The organism is Pseudomonas sp. PSE14, assembly GCF_029203285.1.
GTDB lineage: Bacteria > Pseudomonadota > Gammaproteobacteria > Pseudomonadales > Pseudomonadaceae > Pseudomonas.
This window is the reverse complement of sequence record NZ_CP115669.1, coordinates 3139377-3157237: the sequence shown is the minus strand read 5'-3', so window position 1 is coordinate 3157237 and position 17861 is coordinate 3139377. Positions and strand designations below refer to the sequence as shown.

Here is a 17861-nt window from a genome sequence, read left to right as displayed (position 1 = left end):
CGCGCCGGGCGTGGTGGAGATGCTTTTGTATGGAAAACGATACGATGTATTGAAATCAATACGATCGCGCTCAAGGCCCGTCCTTGAGCGCTTGGCGCGGGCTCAGGCCTTGCCGGGAATGCCGTACTTGCGCAGGCGGGTGGCGATGGCGCTGTGGGAGGTGCTCAGGCGCGCGGCCAGTTGCCGGGTGGAGGGGTAGCTGCCGTAGAGGCGGCTGAGCAGGTCCTTCTCGAAGCCTTCGACGGCTTCCTCCAGGCTGCCGATCTCGCCACTGGCCAGGGGCGCCACGGCGGTGGCGATGTCCAGGTCGTGGATCTCCACCAGCGTGCCCTCGCACACGGCGGCGGCGCGGAAGATCACGTTCTGCAACTGGCGCACGTTGCCCGGCCAGCGGTTGCCGAGCAGTGCGGGGAAGGCACTGGCGGCCAGTCGGCACGGTGGGCGCTGGATCTGCGTGCAGGCCTGCTGCATGAAGTGCCGGGCCAGTTGCAGGATGTCCTGGCCGCGCTCGCGCAGCGGCGGCACTTCCAGGTTGAGCACGTTGAGGCGGTAGAACAGGTCCTCGCGGAAGCTGCCTTCGCCGACCATCTTCTCCAGGTCGCGGTGGGTGGCGCTGAGGATGCGCACGTCGACCTTCACCTCGCGGTCGCCGCCGATGCGGCGGAAGCAGCCGTCGCTGAGGAAGCGCAGCAGCTTGGCCTGCAGGTAGGGCGACATCTCGCCGATCTCGTCGAGGAACACCGTGCCCTGGTGGGCCAGTTCCAGCAGGCCGGGCTTGCCGCCGCGCTGGGCGCCGGTGAAGGAGCCGGGGGCGTAGCCGAACAGTTCGCTCTCGGCCAGGCTTTCCGGCAATGCAGCGCAGTTGAGCGCGAGGAACGGCTGGGCGCTGCGCGCGCTGGCGGCGTGGCAGGCGCGGGCCACCAGTTCCTTGCCGGTGCCGGTTTCGCCGTGGATCAGCAGCGGTGCGTCCAGTGCGGCCACGCGCATGGCGCGTGCCTTGAGGGCGCGCACCGGCTGCGAATCGCCGATCAGCGCATCGAAGCCTTCGGCATGGTCGTGATGCAGCGCGGCCAGGCGGCCGCCGATGCGGTTCGGCGGATAGAGGGTGAGCAGGGCGCCGGTGAGGTTGTCGTTCTCGTGGATCGGCACGGCGTCGAGCAGCAGCGCCTGGCCGCGCAGGGTGACTTCGCCCAGCGGCAGGCGGAAGCCCTGCTCCACCAGGGTGGCGGCCAGCGTCGGGTCGTCGAACAGTTCGGCCAGCAGGCGGCCCTCCGGCGGCTGCTCGCAGAATTGCAGCAGCGCCGGGTTGGCCAGCAGCACGCGGCCTTCCGTGTCGACCGCCAGCACCGGGTCGCTCATCGCTTCCAGCAGCGCGTCCAGCTGCAGGCTGCGGCGCTGGCCGGGGAGGATGTCGACCACGGTCACCGCTTCCACCCCGCGCACTTGCAGCAGCGCACCGCGCAGTTCGTCGAGCACCGTGAAGCTCAGCGCCGGGGCGTCGATGTAGACGTTCGGCGGAACCATCTCGACGGCGTCGAGGTTGAGGTTGCGGCCGACCAGCAGGGCCAGGACTTCCTGGGTGATGCCGACGCGGTCGATGAAGCTGACGTGGATGCGCATTTAGGGTCCTGCGAAAGGCTGAATCGGGTGTGGGGTCAGGCGTGGCCGCTCTGGCGCGAGGAGGCCGCCAGGTCTTCGAGGAAGGCGCGCAGGATCGGCGGCGGCGCCACGCCCCGGCGGGTGATGGCGTCGAACGGCGACATCAGGTTCAGCGCGCTGGCGCCCAGGCGGCGCATCTCGCCGGTCTTCACCCACTGTTCGGCGAAGTGTGCCGGAAGAAAGCCGATGTAGGCACCGGAAATGATCAGGATCGCCGCCGCCTCGATGTTCTCCACCGTCGCCGCCGCCTTGCTCACGCCCAGCTGTTCCAGATCGTACTGCTGCATGTAGCCGCGCGCGACGATGCGGCAGGCGCGGACTTCCTCCAGCAGGCGGCCGTTCTTCTCCTGGCTGGCGAACAGCGGGTGGCGGCGGCCGCAGTAGAGGCCCAGGGCTTCCTGGTACAGCGGCAGGTAGGAGAGCCCCGGCACGCGCAGCGGGAAGTGCCCAATGGCCAGGTGCAGTCGGCCGTCCAGCACGCGCTCCTCCAGTTCCGCCGGGGCGCCGATGTAGACGTTCAGGTGGGCATCGTGGCCGCGCGAGACGAAGCGCTGGGTGGTGCGCGGCAGCGGCGAGTCGGGGTCGGTCAGGGTGGAGTCGATGATGCCGAGGTTGAGCTTGCCGCTGATGTGCTGCTTGAGCACGTCGGCGTCCATGCAGAAACCCTCCACGGCGGACAGCAGGCGCTGGGTGGCCTCGTGGATGGCGACGCCCTGCTCGGTGAGGCGGAAGCCGCTGCGGCCGCGCTGGCAGAGCTTGACCCCCAGGCGCGTCTCCAGGTGCGTCATCTGCTCGCTGATGGTCGACTGGCCGGCATTGAGCGCGGCCTGGGCGGCGGAAAAGCCGCCGCAGCGGACGATGGTGGCGAACACCCTGAGGAGCTTCAGGTCGACGTCGTGCAGCTGGATCACGCAGGCCTCCCGTCCGGTTTCACATCGCAGAAGCTGATATGAGCCCTGGATCGAATTGTTTTTGCCAAGGTAAACCGGCGCCCCGGCGGGGCGCAACGCCAGACGCCGCTGCGGTATCGCCGGAATATTACTGAAACATGCGCCCGGTGCTGGCTTCGGTGAGCGGAAAGACAGGCTGAAAGCGCTGCCGTAGAGGGGCGCGCGCGGGCGCGAGGAATAGGGAAGGGCTGTTGCGAAAACTTCGGGATAGCCGATGTGAGTATCTGAACTTGCGCATTTTTCCATCACCTATCCGCGCCCATAGTCGATCCAACGGCGGTCGACCCGTCGGCACGCCTCCCGCCAAGAACAAGAACTGGAGAAGCAAGAACATGGCAAAGCACGGTTATGAATCCGGCCGTCTGAACCTGCCCTTCGTCGGGCACTGCACGTTCGCCAAGTCGCCCATCTGCACCGACTGGAACGCCATCGACGCCGACGTCGCCATCCTCGGCGCACCGAACGACATGGGCACCCAGTGGCGCTCCGGCGCCCGCTTCGGACCGCGGGGCATCCGCGAGGCATCCACGCTGTTCTCCTTCGGCCACTCCGGCGCCTATGACCACGAAGACGACGCCACCTACCTGACCGAAGACCAGGTGCGCATGGTGGACGTGGGCGATGCCGACATCGTGCACACCGACATGGAAACCAGTAACGCCAATATCGAATCCGCCGTACGGCAGATCCTCGCGTCCGGCGCCATGCCGGTGGTGCTGGGCGGCGACCACTCGATCCACGCGCCGGTGATCAAGGCCTTCGAAGGGCGCGGCCCGATCCACATCGTGCACTTCGATGCGCACCTGGACTTCGTCGACGAGCGCCACGGCGTGCGCTTCGGCCACGGCAACCCGCTGCGCCGCGCCTCGGAGATGGACCATATCGTCGGCATGACCCAGATGGGCATCCGCAACGTGTCCTCGTCCAACCGCGCCGACTACGACGCCGCCCGCGACGCCGGCTCGCAGATCCTCTCGGTGCGCGATGTACGCCGCCTGGGCTGCGACGCAGTGGTGGACATGATCCCCCAGGACCGCAACTACTACATCACCATCGACATCGATGGCTTCGACCCGTCCATCGCGCCGGGCACCGGCACCCCCAGCCACGGCGGCTTCCAGTACTACGAGGTGCTGGAAATCATCCAGGCGCTGGCCAAGCGCAGCCACGGCCGCATCGTCGGCATGGACCTGGTGGAAGTCGCGCCGGCCTATGACCCCGCCGGTGTCACCTCGATCCTCGCCGCGCAACTGCTGATGAACAGCATCGGCTTCATCTTCCACGCCCGCGCCCAGGTTCGCTGAGCCCGGCCCACCGCCCCGCAACGAGGACACCCGAGTGGACACCAAGGTCAAAGAGTATCTGCAGCGCTACGGCATCTCCGAAGCCACCCAGCGCTTCCTCTCCAAGCCGCAGAAAATGTTCATCGCCGGCGCCTGGGTAGACGCCAGCGACGGCGCCACGGCCCAGGTCATCGAGCCCTTCACCGAGGCCGCGCTGACCCGCATCCCCATGGGCACCGCGGCCGACCTGGACCGCGCCGTGCAGGCAGCCCGCGCGCAGTTCGACGGCGGCGCCTGGAGCCAGCTCAAGCCGCTGGAGCGCGAGCGCCTGCTGCATCGCCTGGCCGACCTGATCGAGGCCAACGGCGATGAGCTGGCCGAGATCGAATCGGTCGACATGGGCAAGTCGGTGGCCCAGGCGCGGGCCGTGGACATCCAGGGCACCATCGACACCTTCCGCTACTTCGCCGGCTGGGCCAGCAAGATCCACGGCCGCACTGTCGAACCGTCGCTGCCGGGCAACTATGTGGCCTACACCCGCAAGGAGCCAGTGGGCGTGGTCGGCGTCATCGTGCCGTGGAACTTCCCGCTGCAGACCATGGCCTGGAAGCTCGGCGCGGCGCTGGCGGTCGGCTGCACCGTGGTGGTCAAGCCGGCCGAGCTGACGTCGCTGTCGGCGCTGCGCTTCGCCGAGCTGGTGCAGGAAGCCGGGATTCCCGACGGCGTGGTGAACATCGTCAGCGGACGCGGCAGTGTGGTCGGCGCGGCGATGGCCGAGCATCCGGGCATCGACAAGCTGAGCTTCACCGGCTCCACCCCGGTCGGCTGCAACGTCGGCAAGGCCGCCATGGACCAGATGAAGCGCCTGACCCTGGAACTGGGCGGCAAGTCGCCGGTGATCGTCTGCGCCGACGCTGACATCAAGGCCGCCGCCCAGGCGGTGGCCAACGGCGTGTTCTTCAACTCCGGGCAGGTCTGCGACGCCGGCACCCGCGCCTACGTGCACCGTAGCGTCTATGACGAATTCCTGCGCGAGCTGGCCGACTACACCGCGAGCCTGAAGCTGGCGCCGGGGCTGGACCCTGACTGCTTTATCAGCCCTATGGTGTCCCGACAGCAGCAGGAGCGCGTGCTGGCCTACATCCAGGCCGGCAAGGAGGAGGGCGCCGAGGTCTATTACGGCGGCGAGGCGGTCGAAGGGTCGGGCTTCTTCGTGCAGCCGACCATCTTCGCCAACTGCCGCAACGACATGCGCGTGGTCCGCGAGGAAATCTTCGGCCCGGTGCTGGTCACCGCACCCTTCGACGACGAGGAGGAGGCGCTGGCGCTGGCCAACGATTCCGAGTTCGGCCTGGCCGCGGCCCTCTACTCGAACGACCTGGGCAAGGTCCACGGCCTGATCCCACGCCTGCGTGCCGGCACCGTCTACGTCAACGCCCACAGCACCCTCGACCCGAGCATGCCCTTCGGCGGCTACAAGCAGTCCGGCTACGGCAAGGACATGGGATCGGAACAGCTGGATTACCTCCTGGAAACCAAGGCGGTGTGGATCACCTTGCCCTGATCGGGCCGCCTGGCAAATCGCCATACCGTTGATGCACGGGGCGCTGTACCTGCAGCACGGGTCGTAACAGACTCGATCTCAGGTGCAGTGCCTGCTGGTGAGACTCCATACAAGAACAATCCGGAGAGAACCATGAAAGCAGATTCGCAGTCAGCTCCCCTTGCCGAAGGCGCGCGCGGCTTGGAAATTGAAGGGCACTCCATCGATTTCATCGAGGAGCACGAGCGCACCGACAAACTGTCGACCCAGGGCCCGTTCTGGTTCGTCGGCAACTTCACCTTCTTCACCATGACCATCGGCTTCGTTGGCCCCAGCGTCGGCCTGAACGCCCTCTGGACCATGATCGCCGGCACCCTCGGCATCATGTTCGGCACCCTGTTCATGGCCTTCCACGGCTCCCAGGGCCCGCACCTGGGCCTGCCGCAGATGATCCAGTCGCGCGCGCAGTTCGGTTATCGCGGGGTCATCCTGGTGCTGTTCGCCACCCTGTTCGTCTTCGCCGGCTTCAACATCGTCAACCTGGTGCTGATGATGCAGGGGCTCAACACGCTGTTCCACTGGGGACCGATGCAGGTGGCCCTGGCAGTGACGGTGCCGGCGACCCTGCTGGCGATCCTCGGCCACGACTGGATGCACCGCACCTTCAAGTGGTCGCTGTTCCTCTCGCTGCCGCTCTACGGGCTGCTCTCGCTTGCCGTGCTGATGGGCTGGGTCCAGTCCGCGCCGGCTCCGGCGGGCGGCACCGAGGCCGTCGCCCTGGGCTTCACCTGGGTCGGCTTCGTCGCCCAGTTCGCCGCCGGCGCCAGCTACAACATCGCCTATGCACCCTACGTCTCGGACTACTCGCGCTACCTGCCGAAGAACACCTCCAGCGGCAAGCTGATCCTCGCGGTGTTCCTCGGTGCTTCGCTGTCCGGCGCCTGGATGATCGCCGTTGGCGGCTGGCTGGCCGAACACCTGCACGCCACCGATGTGCTGGTCGCGCTCAATGCCGTGGGTGCCGGGTTCGCACCGCAGCTGGGCACCCTGATGGTGGCCGTCACCATCCTGGCCTTCCTGCCGGTCATCGCGATGAACATCTACAGCGCCAAGCTCACCACCCTCACCGGCGTCGACTCGTTCAGGAAGATCAAGCCGACCCCCCGCGTGCGCATCTGGGCGATCCTCTTCGTGGTGGTGCTGCAACTGGGCATGGCCGTCACCATCAACGCCTCCGGCTCGGGCCTGTCGGTGCTCAACATGTACCTAGTGGTGATGCTGTACTTCCTGGTGCCCTGGACCGCCGTCAACCTCACCGACTACTTCTTCGTGCGCAAGGGCCGCTACGCCATCCCGCACTTCTTCCTGCCGAACGACAACATCTACGGCCACTGGGGCAGCCGTGGGCTGATCGCCTACCTGATCGGCTTCGTGGTGATGATCCCGTTCTTCACCCTCTACAACGGCACCGACGAAGTGTTCGTCGGCCCCCTGGCGAAGATGATTGGTGGCGTCGACATGGCTTGGCTGGTCGGGCTGATCGTCTCCGGCGTCGCCTACTACCTGCTGTGCCTGTCGCTCGACCTGGCGAAAGAGGAACGCCTCATTCGCGACATCGAGAGCACCACTCCGCACTTCTCCACGGGCAAGGCCTGGTAACCGAAGGGCGCGCCCCCCGCGCCAGAGAGATCCGAAATGACCAACAAATACGACTACATCATCATTGGTGCGGGTTCGGCTGGCTGCGTCCTGGCCAATCGCCTGAGCGAAGACCCGCGTACCTCGGTCCTGGTCCTGGAGTTCGGCGGCAGCGACCGCAGCGTGATAATCCAGATGCCCAGTGCCTTCTCCATCCCGATGAACACCAGGAAGTACAACTGGCGCTACGAAACGGCCGCCGAGAAGCACCTCGACAACCGCCGCCTGCATTGCCCGCGCGGCAAGGTGCTGGGGGGCTCCTCGTCGATCAACGGGCTGGTCTACATCCGCGGCCATGCCTACGACTTCGACGAGTGGGAATCCCTCGGCGCCAAGGGCTGGGGCTATCGCAACTGCCTGCCGTACTTCAAGCGCGCCGAGGGCTACAAGTTCGGCGGCGATGACTACCGGGGCGCCGACGGCCCGCTCTCCACCAACAACGGCAACAACATGCAGAACCCGCTGTACGGCGCCTGGGTCGAGGCGGGCGCCGAGGCCGGCTACATCAAGACCGATGACTGCAACGGCTACATGCAGGAAGGCTTCGGCGCCATGCACATGACGGTGAAGAACGGCGTGCGCTGGTCCACCGCCAACGCCTACCTGCGCCCGGCTATGGAGCGGCCGAACCTGACCGTGGTGACCCACGCCATGAGCCGCCGCATCCTCCTCGAAGGCAAGCGCGCCATCGGCGTGGAGTACGACCAGGGCGGCAAGACCCACACCGTCTACTGCAACCGCGAAGTGCTGGTCAGCTCAGGCCCCATCGGCTCGCCGCACCTGCTGCAGCGTTCCGGCATCGGCCCGGCGGCGGTGCTGCGCAAGGCCGGCATCGAGGTGCTGCACGACCTGCCCGGTGTGGGCGAAAGCCTGCAGGACCACTCGGAAATCTACATCCAGTACGCCTGCAAGGAGCCCGTGACCCTCAACGGCAAGATGAGCCTGCTGGGCAAGGCGCTGATCGGCCTGCGCTGGCTGCTGTTCAAGGATGGCCTGGGGGCGAGCAACCACTTCGAGGCCGGCGGCTTCATCCGCTCCTCCAAAGGCCTGCGCTGGCCCGACATCCAGTTCCACTTCCTGCCGGCGGCGATGCGTTACGACGGCGACAAGCCGTTCAAGGGCCACGGCTTCATGATCCTCACCGGGCCGAACAAGCCCAAGAGCCGGGGCTACGTGCGCGTCGTCTCCGCCGACCCCTACCAGCACCCGGAAATCCGCTTCAACTACCTGGAAAGCGAAGAGGACCGCGAAGGCTTCCGCCGCTGCGTGCGCCTGACCCGCGAGATCATCGGCCAGCCGGCCATGGACCGCTTCCGTGGCGAGGAACTGGCGCCCGGCCCGCAGGTGCAGACCGACGAGGAGATCGACGCCTTCGTCCGCGCCAACATGGAAAGCACCATGCACCCCTGCGGCTCCTGCCGCATGGGTGAGGACGAACTGGCGGTGGTCGATTCCGAACTGCGCGTGCGCGGCCTCCAGGGCCTGCGGGTGATCGACTCGTCGGTGTTCCCCACCGAGCCCAACGGCAACCTCAACGCACCGACCATCATGCTCGCCGAGCGCGCCTCCGACCTGGTGCGCGGCCGCGAGATGCTGGCACCGGCGGACGTACCGGTGGGCGTGGTGGGCGACTGGGAGGAGCAGCAGCGCAGCCGGGCGCCGGTGCGCCAGGTCAGGGCCTGAGGGGCAGAGCGGTGCCGGTCGTTCGGGCCGGCGCCGCGTTTGGCAAGCGGCTAGGGCTGGGTGAGGTGCAGGTTGTTGTTGATGATGCCCTGCACGATTTCCACCGAGCCGTTGATGGCGAACTGAACGCCCATGCAGACGAGCAGAAAGCCCATCAAGCGGGAGATGGCGTCGATACCGGATTCGCCCGTCATCTTCATGATCCAGTCCGAGGCGCGCAAACAGAGCCAGAGCGTCAGTGCCGCCGACAGGAAAATCAGTGGCGGCGCGGTCAGCAACACCCACTGCGGAAAACTCGTGTTGTGCTTGAGGGTGGCGGAGGCGCTGATGATCATCGCGATCGTGCCCGGGCCGGCCGTGCTGGGCATGGCCAGCGGGATGAAGGCAAAGCTGCTGCGTTCGGCATTGCCTTCCTGCGAGGCGGAGGGGGGAAGGGGCTGGGGAAACAGCATCCTGCCGCCGATGATGCAGAGGATTCCGCCCCCGGCGATGCGCAGGCCGGGGATGGAGATATTGAAGACATCCATGATCAGTTCACCGATGTAGTAGGTGAGCATCATGATGATGAACACGTAGAAGGCGGTCAGCAGCGCCTGCCTGTTCTTTTCCTCCCGGCTGAACCCATGGGACAGGGCAAGGAACAGCGCCACCGTCGTCGGTGGATTGATCAAGGGAAGTATTGCCAGCAGACCGAGAACGATAGCGTCGAACAAACTGCTCATATCCGGGCGTCCTCGTAGTGTTCCGGATGTTCTGTTCTCCGCAGGCCACACCGCTGGCTTGTGCGAGAAGGGTTGCGAGGAAGTTTAGGCATGAATCTGCCACTGGCTACCCAAGGACGCTCCCGAACGACCGAATCGGATCAGTTCGATGAAATACCCGCCGTTCCCTGTGCTGGAGAGATTCTGTTCGCCAAGGCAAGCGCGAGTGGGTCGCAGCGTCTTTACTTGCCTGGAGCCATTGATTTTCGCCGCAACGGCGATTGGCCTACGGACCGCCGGGTACCTTCCGTACAACGGCTTGCGCAGTCTCTGATTCAGCGAATGCATGGCGGACGGCACGCTTCGTCCGCCGCTCTGGAGAGGGTGCGATGGACAGACCTCGAGTTGGAATGTGGCAGCGGGTTCTCGACCCCGTGGACCGGGTTACCGAAGTGATCTTCGGCCTGCTGATGGCAATGACCTTCATTGGCTCGCTGAGCGTTGCCACGGCGGGCCGCGAGGAGGCGCGAACCATGCTGATCGCGGCCCTGGGCTGCAACCTCGCCTGGGGCCTGGCCGACGCCGTGATCTACCTGTTGCGCACCTGGACCGAGCGCACGCGTAGCCGAACCCTCCTGGCCCGCTTGCGCGACGGTACCGACCCGCGCGAAGGCCAGGACCTCATCGCCGATGCCTTGCCGCCACGCATCGCCCAGGCCGCGGGTGCGGACGCACTGGAGATGCTGCGGGTTCGCCTGTTGGCCAACGCAAGCCCGGTTCGCGCGCGGCTGGACCTGGAGGATTTCAAGGGAGCGCTGGGCACCTTCCTGCTGGTGGTGCTGGCGACCTTCCCGTTGGTCATTCCGTTCCTGTTGATCGACCAGACCGGACTGGCCATCCGCCTCTCCAACCTGGTGGCGCTGGGGATGCTCTTCCTCGCCGGCTGGGTGCTGGCACATTACTCCGGTGGGACGCCCTGGGTGGGCGGCGGGGCGCTGGCAGTCGTGGGCACCGCCTTGCTGTTCGCGATCATCGCCCTGGGCGGCTGACAGGCTGTTGCCGGGTCGAGCATGCCGCCGCGCGTGAGACGGTCGGAAACATCTACAAGTACTACGTGGCCTACCGGCTGGTCGGCGAGGCGAGCCAGCGCCGCCAGCAGGCACATCAGTGATCGAGGCTAGTGGAAGGGGTAGATGTAGTTCAGCCAGGAGGACATGCGCAGCAGGATCTTGCGCATCACCGCCAACTCGTGGGCGTGTTCGCTGTACACCGCGGCCTGGCCGAAGGAGCCGCCGGGCAGGCCGGCGCGGTACTGCTCGAAGGCAGGGTCGGTGATGTCGAGGATCACCGGTACCCGGCCGGGGGGCGGTGAGTTGCTGAAGCTGACCAGGCTGCCGCCCGGCTGGATTTCGCCTTCGCCGATCACCGGCAGCATGCGCCGGACCTTGGCCTGGAAGACCTGGCCGGGCAGGCCGTCGAAGGCGATCTCCGCCGCCTCGCCGGGCTGGATGCGCAACTGGCCGTTCTGCCGCATCCAGGCGACGTAGTAGCGCTCCTGGTCGGGGATGAAGACCATCGAGGGGCGGGTTGCGAAGCGGGTTGCGCGTACACCGGGGCGCAGGAACAACTGCGAGACGATGCCGTCCGCCGGCGCTCGCACGGTGGTGCTTTCGAGGTCGTAGCGGGCGCCCATCAGCTGCGCCTCCAGATCGTTGACCCGGGCAGTGGCCTGGTCGAGGTCACGACGGTTGCCGACGTTGCGTTCGACCAGGGTAGCGGCGCGCTGGACGTCCGCCTTGGCCGAGACCAGTTGCGCCTCCAGCGATTTCACCTTGCTCTCGAAGGGCGTCGGGTCGAGTCGGAACAGCACCTCGCCTTTCTTCACCGTATGGTCGCGCTCGACCGGCACCTCGATGACCTGGCCGCTGACGTTGGGCGAGATCGGCGTGCTGATGAAGTAGGCGCGGGTGACTTCCGAGTAGGGGTGGTTGTAGTTCATCAGGAACACCAGACAGCCGACCAGCACCACACCGCCAAGGGCGGCGGTCGGGATGGTCCACTTGTTCTTCGGAATCTTGAAGATCTTGAAGATCGCCACACACAGGGCGGCATAGCTGAGCAGCAGCAACGTTTCCATGTCAGACGTCCCCGTGCGGCTGTTCGTGGCTGGTGCCGAGCGTGCGTTTGAGCTCCAGCAGCTCGGCCTTGAGGGCCTCCAGCTCGCCCTCGGTGGCGGGTATTGATGAACTGCTCATGCCCCAGCCGCGGTCTTCGCGGTAGAGGGTTGCCCAGATCCATAGCAATGGCCAGATCGCATGCAGGGTGAAGAGGCTTACCCAGCCTGCGACGTGGATGGCGTCCTGATGGGGATGCTTGCGTTCCTTGGCGATCTCGTAGGGGATGTCGTGGAGAACGATGATGCCGTAGAAGAGGATCAGGGCAACGGCGATAAGGATTCCTAGCGCTACGTAATTGAGCATGCGTATTTCCTTCAGCGGACTGAAACGACTCGGTCGTCCGGCCACCGGGATTGTTCATCGCGCAGGGCCGCCGGCGTTTTAGGGTCACCGGAAAGGGTATGCGAACGTGCTCGTCGCCTATATAAGCATTTGACGACAGTGTTGCGTTCAGATGCGAACAAGACCGCCAGTCAAGCTGAATCACAGGAAGCGATTGATGATTGCGTTGCCTCCTCCAACTCAAGCGTGAGGATGAATCGCTGCACCTGTGGGCCAGCTCGCCGCTCGAGCTGTCCTCCCAGCCCTTTGGCCAGCAATTCGGCGATACGGAGCAGGATCGCCGAAGGCTCAGGGTCGGGCAGTCGGCCTGCCAGGGTCAGGCGGATCTCTATCACGCCATGGCTGCTGCGGCGCAGGGTCAGTTCCGCCGCCGGTGCCATGCCAGTCATCTGGCACAACGTTTCCAGCAGTTCCCGATACCTGTCCACGGCGATCCAGGCGTGGGCCGCCGCCGGCCCCTGAGTTCTCAGTCTGGCCTGGTACCGCTTCAGCAGCGGAACGCTGATGCCGAGAACGTCGCACGCCTCTTCGGGAGGGTTGTGCGCCCTGGCCAGGTGGGCGAGATGTGCAAGGCGCTGCATGAGCCTCTCGAGCGCCTCCAGCGAGCGGGTAGCGCCAGCCTGGTCGCGCGCGATGGCCAGCGCATCGCCAAGTTCCGTCATGATCGATTCGAACAGCTCGAACCTTGCCTCACTGGCAATTTCCGCCTGGCGACGCCCATGGCGCAGCTCGGCCATCAGCTGCGCCTGTTCCGTCATGTCGCGTATGCCGCCGACGATGCCAATGACCTGCCCGCTGGCGTCCCGGAACGGCATGCCCCAGATGTGCAGCAAGCGCAGGACCCCGCGCACTGTCAACGTGCGCTCCAGGTTGAAGGGTTGTTCTTCCGAGAGGAGTCGTTCGTAGCCCATGCCGATACGCTGGCGCTCCGGTTCGTCGAACCACTGGGCGGCCAGGAAATCCTGGCCCGCCACCTCTTCGGCGCCGACCTGGTAGAAGTCCAGGAACGATTGATTGCACAGCAGCAGCCGACCGTCCCGGTCCCGCAGGAACATCGGGTGCCCCGCGGCATCGAGCATCGCCCGCAAGCGTACGACCTGCTCGTGCCACTGGGCTGGCAGATCCTCCGTGACATAGCCGTTCGCCTGGCCCGGTTCACCCAGGCCATGGCGGCGCGCCAATTCCACCAACTCCAGACGCGAGCGCACGTGGAGCTTTTCTTGCAGGTGGGTCTTGTGGGTGCTCACGGTCTTGAAGCTGATGGACAGGGTGTCGGCGATCGCCTGGTTGGATTTGCCTTCGGCGAGGAGCTGGAGGACGGAGAGTTCCCGCGGAGAGAGCGCTGCCAACTCGCCGCCGTCGGGCATCTCCAGGGCGACGGCGGGGTAATGGCTGCGCCCCTTCAATACGCTTTCGATGGCGGCTTCGAGCACATCGAGATCTTCCTGCTTGCTGACGAAACCGCTGACGCCCTCCTTGAAGCACAGCGGCGCGAACTGCTCAGCGTTCAGCGCGGTGTAGACGAGGATACGTCCGTCCGGATGACGGCTGGCGGCGCGGTGCACCAGGTCCAGGCCGCTCCTCCCCGGTGTGGAAAGCGCGAGGATCGAGAGGTCCGGCTGGCAGCGCCGGATCAGATCCAGCCCCTCGCGGCCATCCGCGACACTGCCCACCACGCTATGCCCCATCCGTTCGAGCAGCGACTCCAGGCATTGGCGGATTGCCGGCAGCGCCTCGACCACTACGACCCGAGCCATGTCCGTCTCCTTGGTACGCGACATGCCTAGCGTAGACGATCCGCACTCCGACAAGCTCCGAGGCGCGGATAAGGCAACTCCGACAGATATATGAAAAGAGGAGGCGAACACTGATGACCTAACCACCCATTTCGTGGAGGTCATCATGAAATCCAACCATTCTTCCCTGTTCCTCGAGCGCATGCGGAAAAACCGCCTGGCGCACTCCATTGGCATGGCAATGGCAGCCTTGTTCTCCCTCAAGGTCGCTGAAGTGGAGGCTGAAGATGCCGTCGTCAGTGTCGATGCCGAGGACCTGAAACAACCATCATCGGCAGGGCTGGACATCGGGCCGCAGCCCGAACCACTGGCCTCGCCACGACTGCTGGGCGCTCCCCCGCCCATGGTGCTGGACAATCCCGATACGGTGGGCGTTCGGGCAACCGGCAATAGCGTTTCGGTCAGCGAGATGAATATCCAGGCCAATGCGACAGGTACCGTCGGCGTCCTGGCCGAACAGGGGGGCGCGGTCCGTATAGACGATTCGACGTTATATACATCGGGGGCTGCCGTCTGGCCTTCCGGCCAACCATCGGTTGCCATCCTGGCGACGGGAACTGACAGCGTGGTGGACGGGGAGAACCTCGATATCAGCGCGGACCCCGGTAACTACATGACGGGGGCAGCGGTAGCCATCGATGGCGGTACGGTTAACTTGCGCAATTCCCATGTTTCCGATCATTCGATCGTGATTGCGCAAGGTGCGGGCTCGAGTCTCAACCTGATGGGCAGTGAGGTCGACTGGGTCATGGGCGGTGACCAGGGCAAAGTGACGGTGAAGGATTCCACGGTGCATGGCGCGGTGCAGCTCGATGGACCGTCGCACGCGGAAATCAGTGGTTCCACCTTTGATTACGCCACTTCTTCGTCGCCCTTTGCCTATCTGCAAGGACATAATGAATCGTTCAACTCGGAGCCCTCGCCCATACAAACCTTCAAGGTCGACAATAGTCAGTTCGGCAGCGAGGACGGCCTGAATGCGGGCCGTGGCGTGGAGATCAGCGGTAACGTAGAGCTCGAAATGACAAACAGCACCCTGCATGCCGATGACATGGGGGTGTGGTTGTCAACTGGCATGTCGATGGACTCCGAAAATACCGCTTCCGCCACCATTGAAAACTCGCAAATACAGGTGGGTAGCGAAAAGGGAGGGCTATTCGGTGTCGGGGTGGATAACTCGTCCCCCACATCTCAGGCACAAGTGATATTGAAGAATACCGATGTGACTGTGCACTCCGGTTTCAACGATGGCTCCCAGTATCAAGGGGCCACGTCGGGGCTGGACATCTGGGGTAGCGGCAAGACGGATATCCAGCTGGACGGATCGCATATCGCCGCGAGCACCGACAATTCGGAGGAAACCGCCATAGGCGCGAACCTCCATAACGCAGCCGCCACGGTCACCTTGCGCAATGACAGCAGCGTGGTCGGGCAGGATGTCGGGATTCGAGCCTCCAATCAGTATTTTCCAGAACTCCCCGCCGACAACACGGTGACGGTCGATAACAGCCTGGTGAAGAGTGAACAAGGCACTGCCGTGGAAGTTCAGGACTTCGCCCAACTGACCGTCGATGTCAAAAACAACGGGCGGGTCGAGAGCGGCAATGGCGTGCTGGCGGATGTCACCAGCCAAGGCAAGCTGACGCTGAATGTCGAAGGCAGCCAACTGTCCGGGGATGTCCGAAGCGACCGTGCCGAAGGAGAAGTAACCCATTGGGTGCAGGAGGGCGACGATTGGGTGGAGGAAAGCCTCTTCACCACGTCCAGCTCCGCCAACGTCAATCTCCAAAACAGCGCGCAATGGACCGGCACCGGCAGCAACATCGACGCCATGAGCATCGATCCCACCAGCCAGTGGACCATGACCGGCAACTCCAATGTCGGCCAACTGGACACCCAGGGCACGGTGGCCTTCCAGCCGGGCAACGGCTACAAGACCCTGACCGTGGAGGGGGACCTCGACGGCAGCGGCACCTTCGCCATGAACACCGACATCGCCGAACGCCAGGGCGATCAGTTGGTGGTGCAGGGCACCGCCCGCGGCGCTCACCAGTTGGCCATCGAGGACAGCGGCAAGCAGCCCGCGCACCTGGATGCGCTCAAGGTCGTCGACACCAACGGCGGCTCCGCCAGCTTCGATCTGAAGGGCGGCCATGTTGACGCTGGCGCCTACCGCTACAACCTGACGCAAAGCGCGGATGACTGGTACCTGGCCTATCACGACCTGGTGCCCACCGATCCCGTAGTGCCGACCGAGCCGGGTGAGCCGAGCGATCCGACTCGCCCTGTGGATCCAGTCGATCCGCTTGATCCTACCGAACCAGGCGAACCCGCCGATCCAACTGGTCCGGACGATCGAGTCGCCCCGATCCCGCCGGTCACCCCCGCGCTTCCCGAACCCCGTCCTCAGGACCTGTCGAAGGGCGCCAACGCCGCCCTGGGGATGCAGAGCGCGACCAGCCTGTTGTTCAACGCGGAAATGGACAGCCTCAACCAGCGCCTGGGCGATATCCGTGGCGAGAAGGGAGAAGGCGGCGTCTGGGTACGCGGCCTGGGTAAACGCTTCGAAGTCGACAGTGGCAAGAGCCGCGAATTCGACCAGGACATCCAGGGCGTGCAGATAGGCGCCGACAAGGCTATACCCCTGGCCAGCGGCAAGTTGCACGTCGGTGGGATGGTCGGTGCCAGCAAGGCCGACATGGACTTTGGCGAGGGCGCCAAGGGTGAGGTCGACGCCACCAGCGTAGGCGCCTATGGCACCTACCTGCGCGAGGACGGCTGGTACGTCGACGGCGTGGCGAAGCTCCAGAACTTCGATGCCGACGTGAAGATGCCGAACAACCTCGGCCGCTCGGTCAAGGGCGACTACTCCGGCAAAGGCGTCGGGATCAGCGTCGAGGCGGGCAAGCACATCAAGCTGGAGAACGATTGGTTCGTCGAGCCGCAGGCGCAACTGAGCGCATCGCGTGTCGACGGTCCCGACTACACCTCCAGCGATGGCATGAAAGTCGACGGCGAGGCCATGGACAGCCTGCAAGGACGGATCGGCGCGCGCTTCGGCAAGTTCATCCCGCTCGACCAGGGCCGCAGCCTGCAACCCTTCGTCAAGATCAACCAGATCCACGAGTTCAAGGGCAATGCGGACGTGAAGGTCAACGACGTCGTGAAGCTGGACAACGCCTTGCCCGGCTCGCGGACTGAGATCGGTGTCGGAGCCCAACTGAACCTGGGCGAGAAGCACAAGGTGTACGTCGAAGCCGAGGCGGCGAAGGGCGACGAGGTCGAACAACCGGTTGGCGTCAACATCGGCTACCGCTACGACTGGTAGCCCGTCATGGAGGCCAGGCCCACCCTGGCCTTGTCATCGGCTTAGTGGTCTGTCGCGGGCTGAGTGGACACTGACTTATGGAGGATAAGTCCACCGTAAGGGGGCATGACCCAGACCAGAAGATGTTTCCTGATTCCTTCAAACGCGAAGCGGTCGAACGGGTGCTGTGCCTTGGACCTGCTCGCCGAACCTTATGCGCTCCTTGGCCGACGCCCCTTCGTTGCCTTCTGGCCGACTGAGGGCCCGTTGCTTTCCTGAACGCCAAAGCGGGGCTTCACTGAAAGAAACAGCCCTGGGCTTTTCGGACGATGAGGCGATCACGATGAGCGACGAACAGGTGGCACCCGACACGCGTGGTGTGACGGTGGAGTTGTTGGCGGCGATCGACCTTGGCCCGGAGATCGAGGGCATGGCCGGGCGGCAGTTGCGGATGCGCAAGGTGACCATCGAGCCGGGCGGCGTGTTCGGGCCGGTCCATGACCACAAGGACAGGCCCGGCACGGTGTTCATCCTGCAGGGCACCATCACCGACCATCGCAATGGCGTCGCCACGGACTACGGGCCGGGTGTGGGTTGGCCCGAGGACCGGAATACCACTCACTGGCTGGAGAACCGGGGCACGGTGGCGGCGGTGGAGATTTCGGTCGATATCGTCCGGCAGGGGTGAGTTCGAGGGGCAGCCGGCTGGGGGTATTAAAGCG

General features: G+C 65.0%; 13 protein-coding genes. 7 read left to right on the top strand and 6 right to left on the bottom strand.

All coding sequences use genetic code 11. The annotated features are described in order from the left end of the window. Positions 1 to 102: 102 nt before the first annotated feature. Together O6P39_RS14420 and O6P39_RS14415 are read right to left on the bottom strand one after the other, a co-directional pair. Positions 103 to 1620, bottom strand: a complete 1518-nt coding sequence (locus tag O6P39_RS14420) for a sigma-54-dependent transcriptional regulator (RefSeq protein WP_275607189.1) — start codon at positions 1618 to 1620, stop codon at positions 103 to 105. Between the two features lie 35 nt (positions 1621 to 1655). Then, the gene (locus O6P39_RS14415) at positions 1656 to 2570 is read right to left on the bottom strand and encodes a LysR family transcriptional regulator (RefSeq protein ID WP_275607188.1); all 915 of its coding nucleotides are present in this window, start codon (positions 2568 to 2570) and stop codon (positions 1656 to 1658) included. A 371-nt stretch (positions 2571 to 2941) separates the two neighbouring features. Between O6P39_RS14415 and speB the strand changes: the two genes are divergently transcribed. The 4 genes from speB (at position 2942) to betA (ending at position 8816) form a co-directional block, all read left to right on the top strand. Beyond that, complete coding sequence (gene speB / locus O6P39_RS14410; RefSeq protein ID WP_275607187.1) at positions 2942 to 3913, top strand: agmatinase; 972 nt, start codon at positions 2942 to 2944, stop codon at positions 3911 to 3913. Between the two features lie 34 nt (positions 3914 to 3947). Further along, the gene (locus tag O6P39_RS14405; protein ID WP_275607186.1) at positions 3948 to 5456 is read left to right on the top strand and encodes an aldehyde dehydrogenase family protein; all 1509 of its coding nucleotides are present in this window, start codon (positions 3948 to 3950) and stop codon (positions 5454 to 5456) included. Positions 5457 to 5588: 132 nt separating this feature from the next. Beyond that, positions 5589 to 7094 carry a cytosine permease gene (locus tag O6P39_RS14400; protein ID WP_275607185.1) on the top strand — a complete coding sequence of 502 codons (1506 nt, stop codon included), beginning with the start codon at positions 5589 to 5591 and terminating at the stop codon, positions 7092 to 7094. Between the two features lie 36 nt (positions 7095 to 7130). Next, on the top strand, positions 7131 to 8816 hold the full coding sequence (betA, locus tag O6P39_RS14395; protein ID WP_275607184.1) for a choline dehydrogenase: 1686 nt from the start codon (positions 7131 to 7133) through the stop codon (positions 8814 to 8816). 50 nt (positions 8817 to 8866) lie between these two features. Here betA and O6P39_RS14390 read toward each other — a convergent pair whose 3' ends face one another. After that, on the bottom strand, positions 8867 to 9538 hold the full coding sequence (locus O6P39_RS14390) for a MarC family NAAT transporter (protein ID WP_275607183.1): 672 nt from the start codon (positions 9536 to 9538) through the stop codon (positions 8867 to 8869). 368 nt (positions 9539 to 9906) lie between these two features. Between O6P39_RS14390 and O6P39_RS14385 the strand changes: the two genes are divergently transcribed. Next, entirely contained in the window at positions 9907 to 10566 is a 660-nt protein-coding gene (locus O6P39_RS14385) for a hypothetical protein (RefSeq protein ID WP_275607182.1), read from the top strand. Between the two features lie 128 nt (positions 10567 to 10694). Here the strand turns inward: O6P39_RS14385 and O6P39_RS14380 are convergent, their stop codons facing one another. The 3 genes from O6P39_RS14380 to O6P39_RS14370 form a co-directional block, all read right to left on the bottom strand. Continuing rightward, complete coding sequence (locus tag O6P39_RS14380) at positions 10695 to 11654, bottom strand: biotin/lipoyl-binding protein (RefSeq protein ID WP_275607181.1); 960 nt, start codon at positions 11652 to 11654, stop codon at positions 10695 to 10697. A 1-nt stretch (position 11655) separates the two neighbouring features. Then, positions 11656 to 11997, bottom strand: a complete 342-nt coding sequence (locus O6P39_RS14375; protein ID WP_275607180.1) for a DUF3302 domain-containing protein — start codon at positions 11995 to 11997, stop codon at positions 11656 to 11658. Between the two features lie 170 nt (positions 11998 to 12167). Then, on the bottom strand, positions 12168 to 13793 hold the full coding sequence (locus O6P39_RS14370) for a LuxR C-terminal-related transcriptional regulator (RefSeq protein WP_275607179.1): 1626 nt from the start codon (positions 13791 to 13793) through the stop codon (positions 12168 to 12170). A gap of 145 nt (positions 13794 to 13938) precedes the next feature. On the opposite strand from O6P39_RS14370, the gene O6P39_RS14365 reads away from it, so the two are divergent. Together O6P39_RS14365 and O6P39_RS14360 are read left to right on the top strand one after the other, a co-directional pair. Further along, positions 13939 to 17160 (top strand): autotransporter outer membrane beta-barrel domain-containing protein, encoded by a 3222-nt coding sequence (locus tag O6P39_RS14365; protein WP_275607178.1) that lies wholly within the window; start codon positions 13939 to 13941, stop codon positions 17158 to 17160. A gap of 322 nt (positions 17161 to 17482) precedes the next feature. Beyond that, positions 17483 to 17827: a cupin domain-containing protein gene (locus O6P39_RS14360; protein ID WP_275607177.1), complete on the top strand. Its 345-nt coding sequence runs from the start codon at positions 17483 to 17485 to the stop codon at positions 17825 to 17827. Positions 17828 to 17861 lie beyond the last annotated feature (34 nt).

What these genes read in the sequence shown, in the direction of transcription:
- O6P39_RS14420 (WP_275607189.1), bottom strand. Translation starts at nt 1,620, where the DNA reads ATGCGCATCCACGTCAGCTTCATCGACCGCGTCGGCATCACCCAGGAA.
- speB (WP_275607187.1), top strand. Translation starts at nt 2,942, where the DNA reads ATGGCAAAGCACGGTTATGAATCCGGCCGTCTGAACCTGCCCTTCGTC.
- O6P39_RS14400 (WP_275607185.1), top strand. Translation starts at nt 5,589, where the DNA reads ATGAAAGCAGATTCGCAGTCAGCTCCCCTTGCCGAAGGCGCGCGCGGC.
- betA (WP_275607184.1), top strand. Translation starts at nt 7,131, where the DNA reads ATGACCAACAAATACGACTACATCATCATTGGTGCGGGTTCGGCTGGC.
- O6P39_RS14390 (WP_275607183.1), bottom strand. Translation starts at nt 9,538, where the DNA reads ATGAGCAGTTTGTTCGACGCTATCGTTCTCGGTCTGCTGGCAATACTT.
- O6P39_RS14385 (WP_275607182.1), top strand. Translation starts at nt 9,907, where the DNA reads ATGGACAGACCTCGAGTTGGAATGTGGCAGCGGGTTCTCGACCCCGTG.
- O6P39_RS14380 (WP_275607181.1), bottom strand. Translation starts at nt 11,654, where the DNA reads ATGGAAACGTTGCTGCTGCTCAGCTATGCCGCCCTGTGTGTGGCGATC.
- O6P39_RS14375 (WP_275607180.1), bottom strand. Translation starts at nt 11,997, where the DNA reads ATGCTCAATTACGTAGCGCTAGGAATCCTTATCGCCGTTGCCCTGATC.
- O6P39_RS14370 (WP_275607179.1), bottom strand. Translation starts at nt 13,793, where the DNA reads ATGGCTCGGGTCGTAGTGGTCGAGGCGCTGCCGGCAATCCGCCAATGC.
- O6P39_RS14365 (WP_275607178.1), top strand. Translation starts at nt 13,939, where the DNA reads ATGAAATCCAACCATTCTTCCCTGTTCCTCGAGCGCATGCGGAAAAAC.
- O6P39_RS14360 (WP_275607177.1), top strand. Translation starts at nt 17,483, where the DNA reads ATGAGCGACGAACAGGTGGCACCCGACACGCGTGGTGTGACGGTGGAG.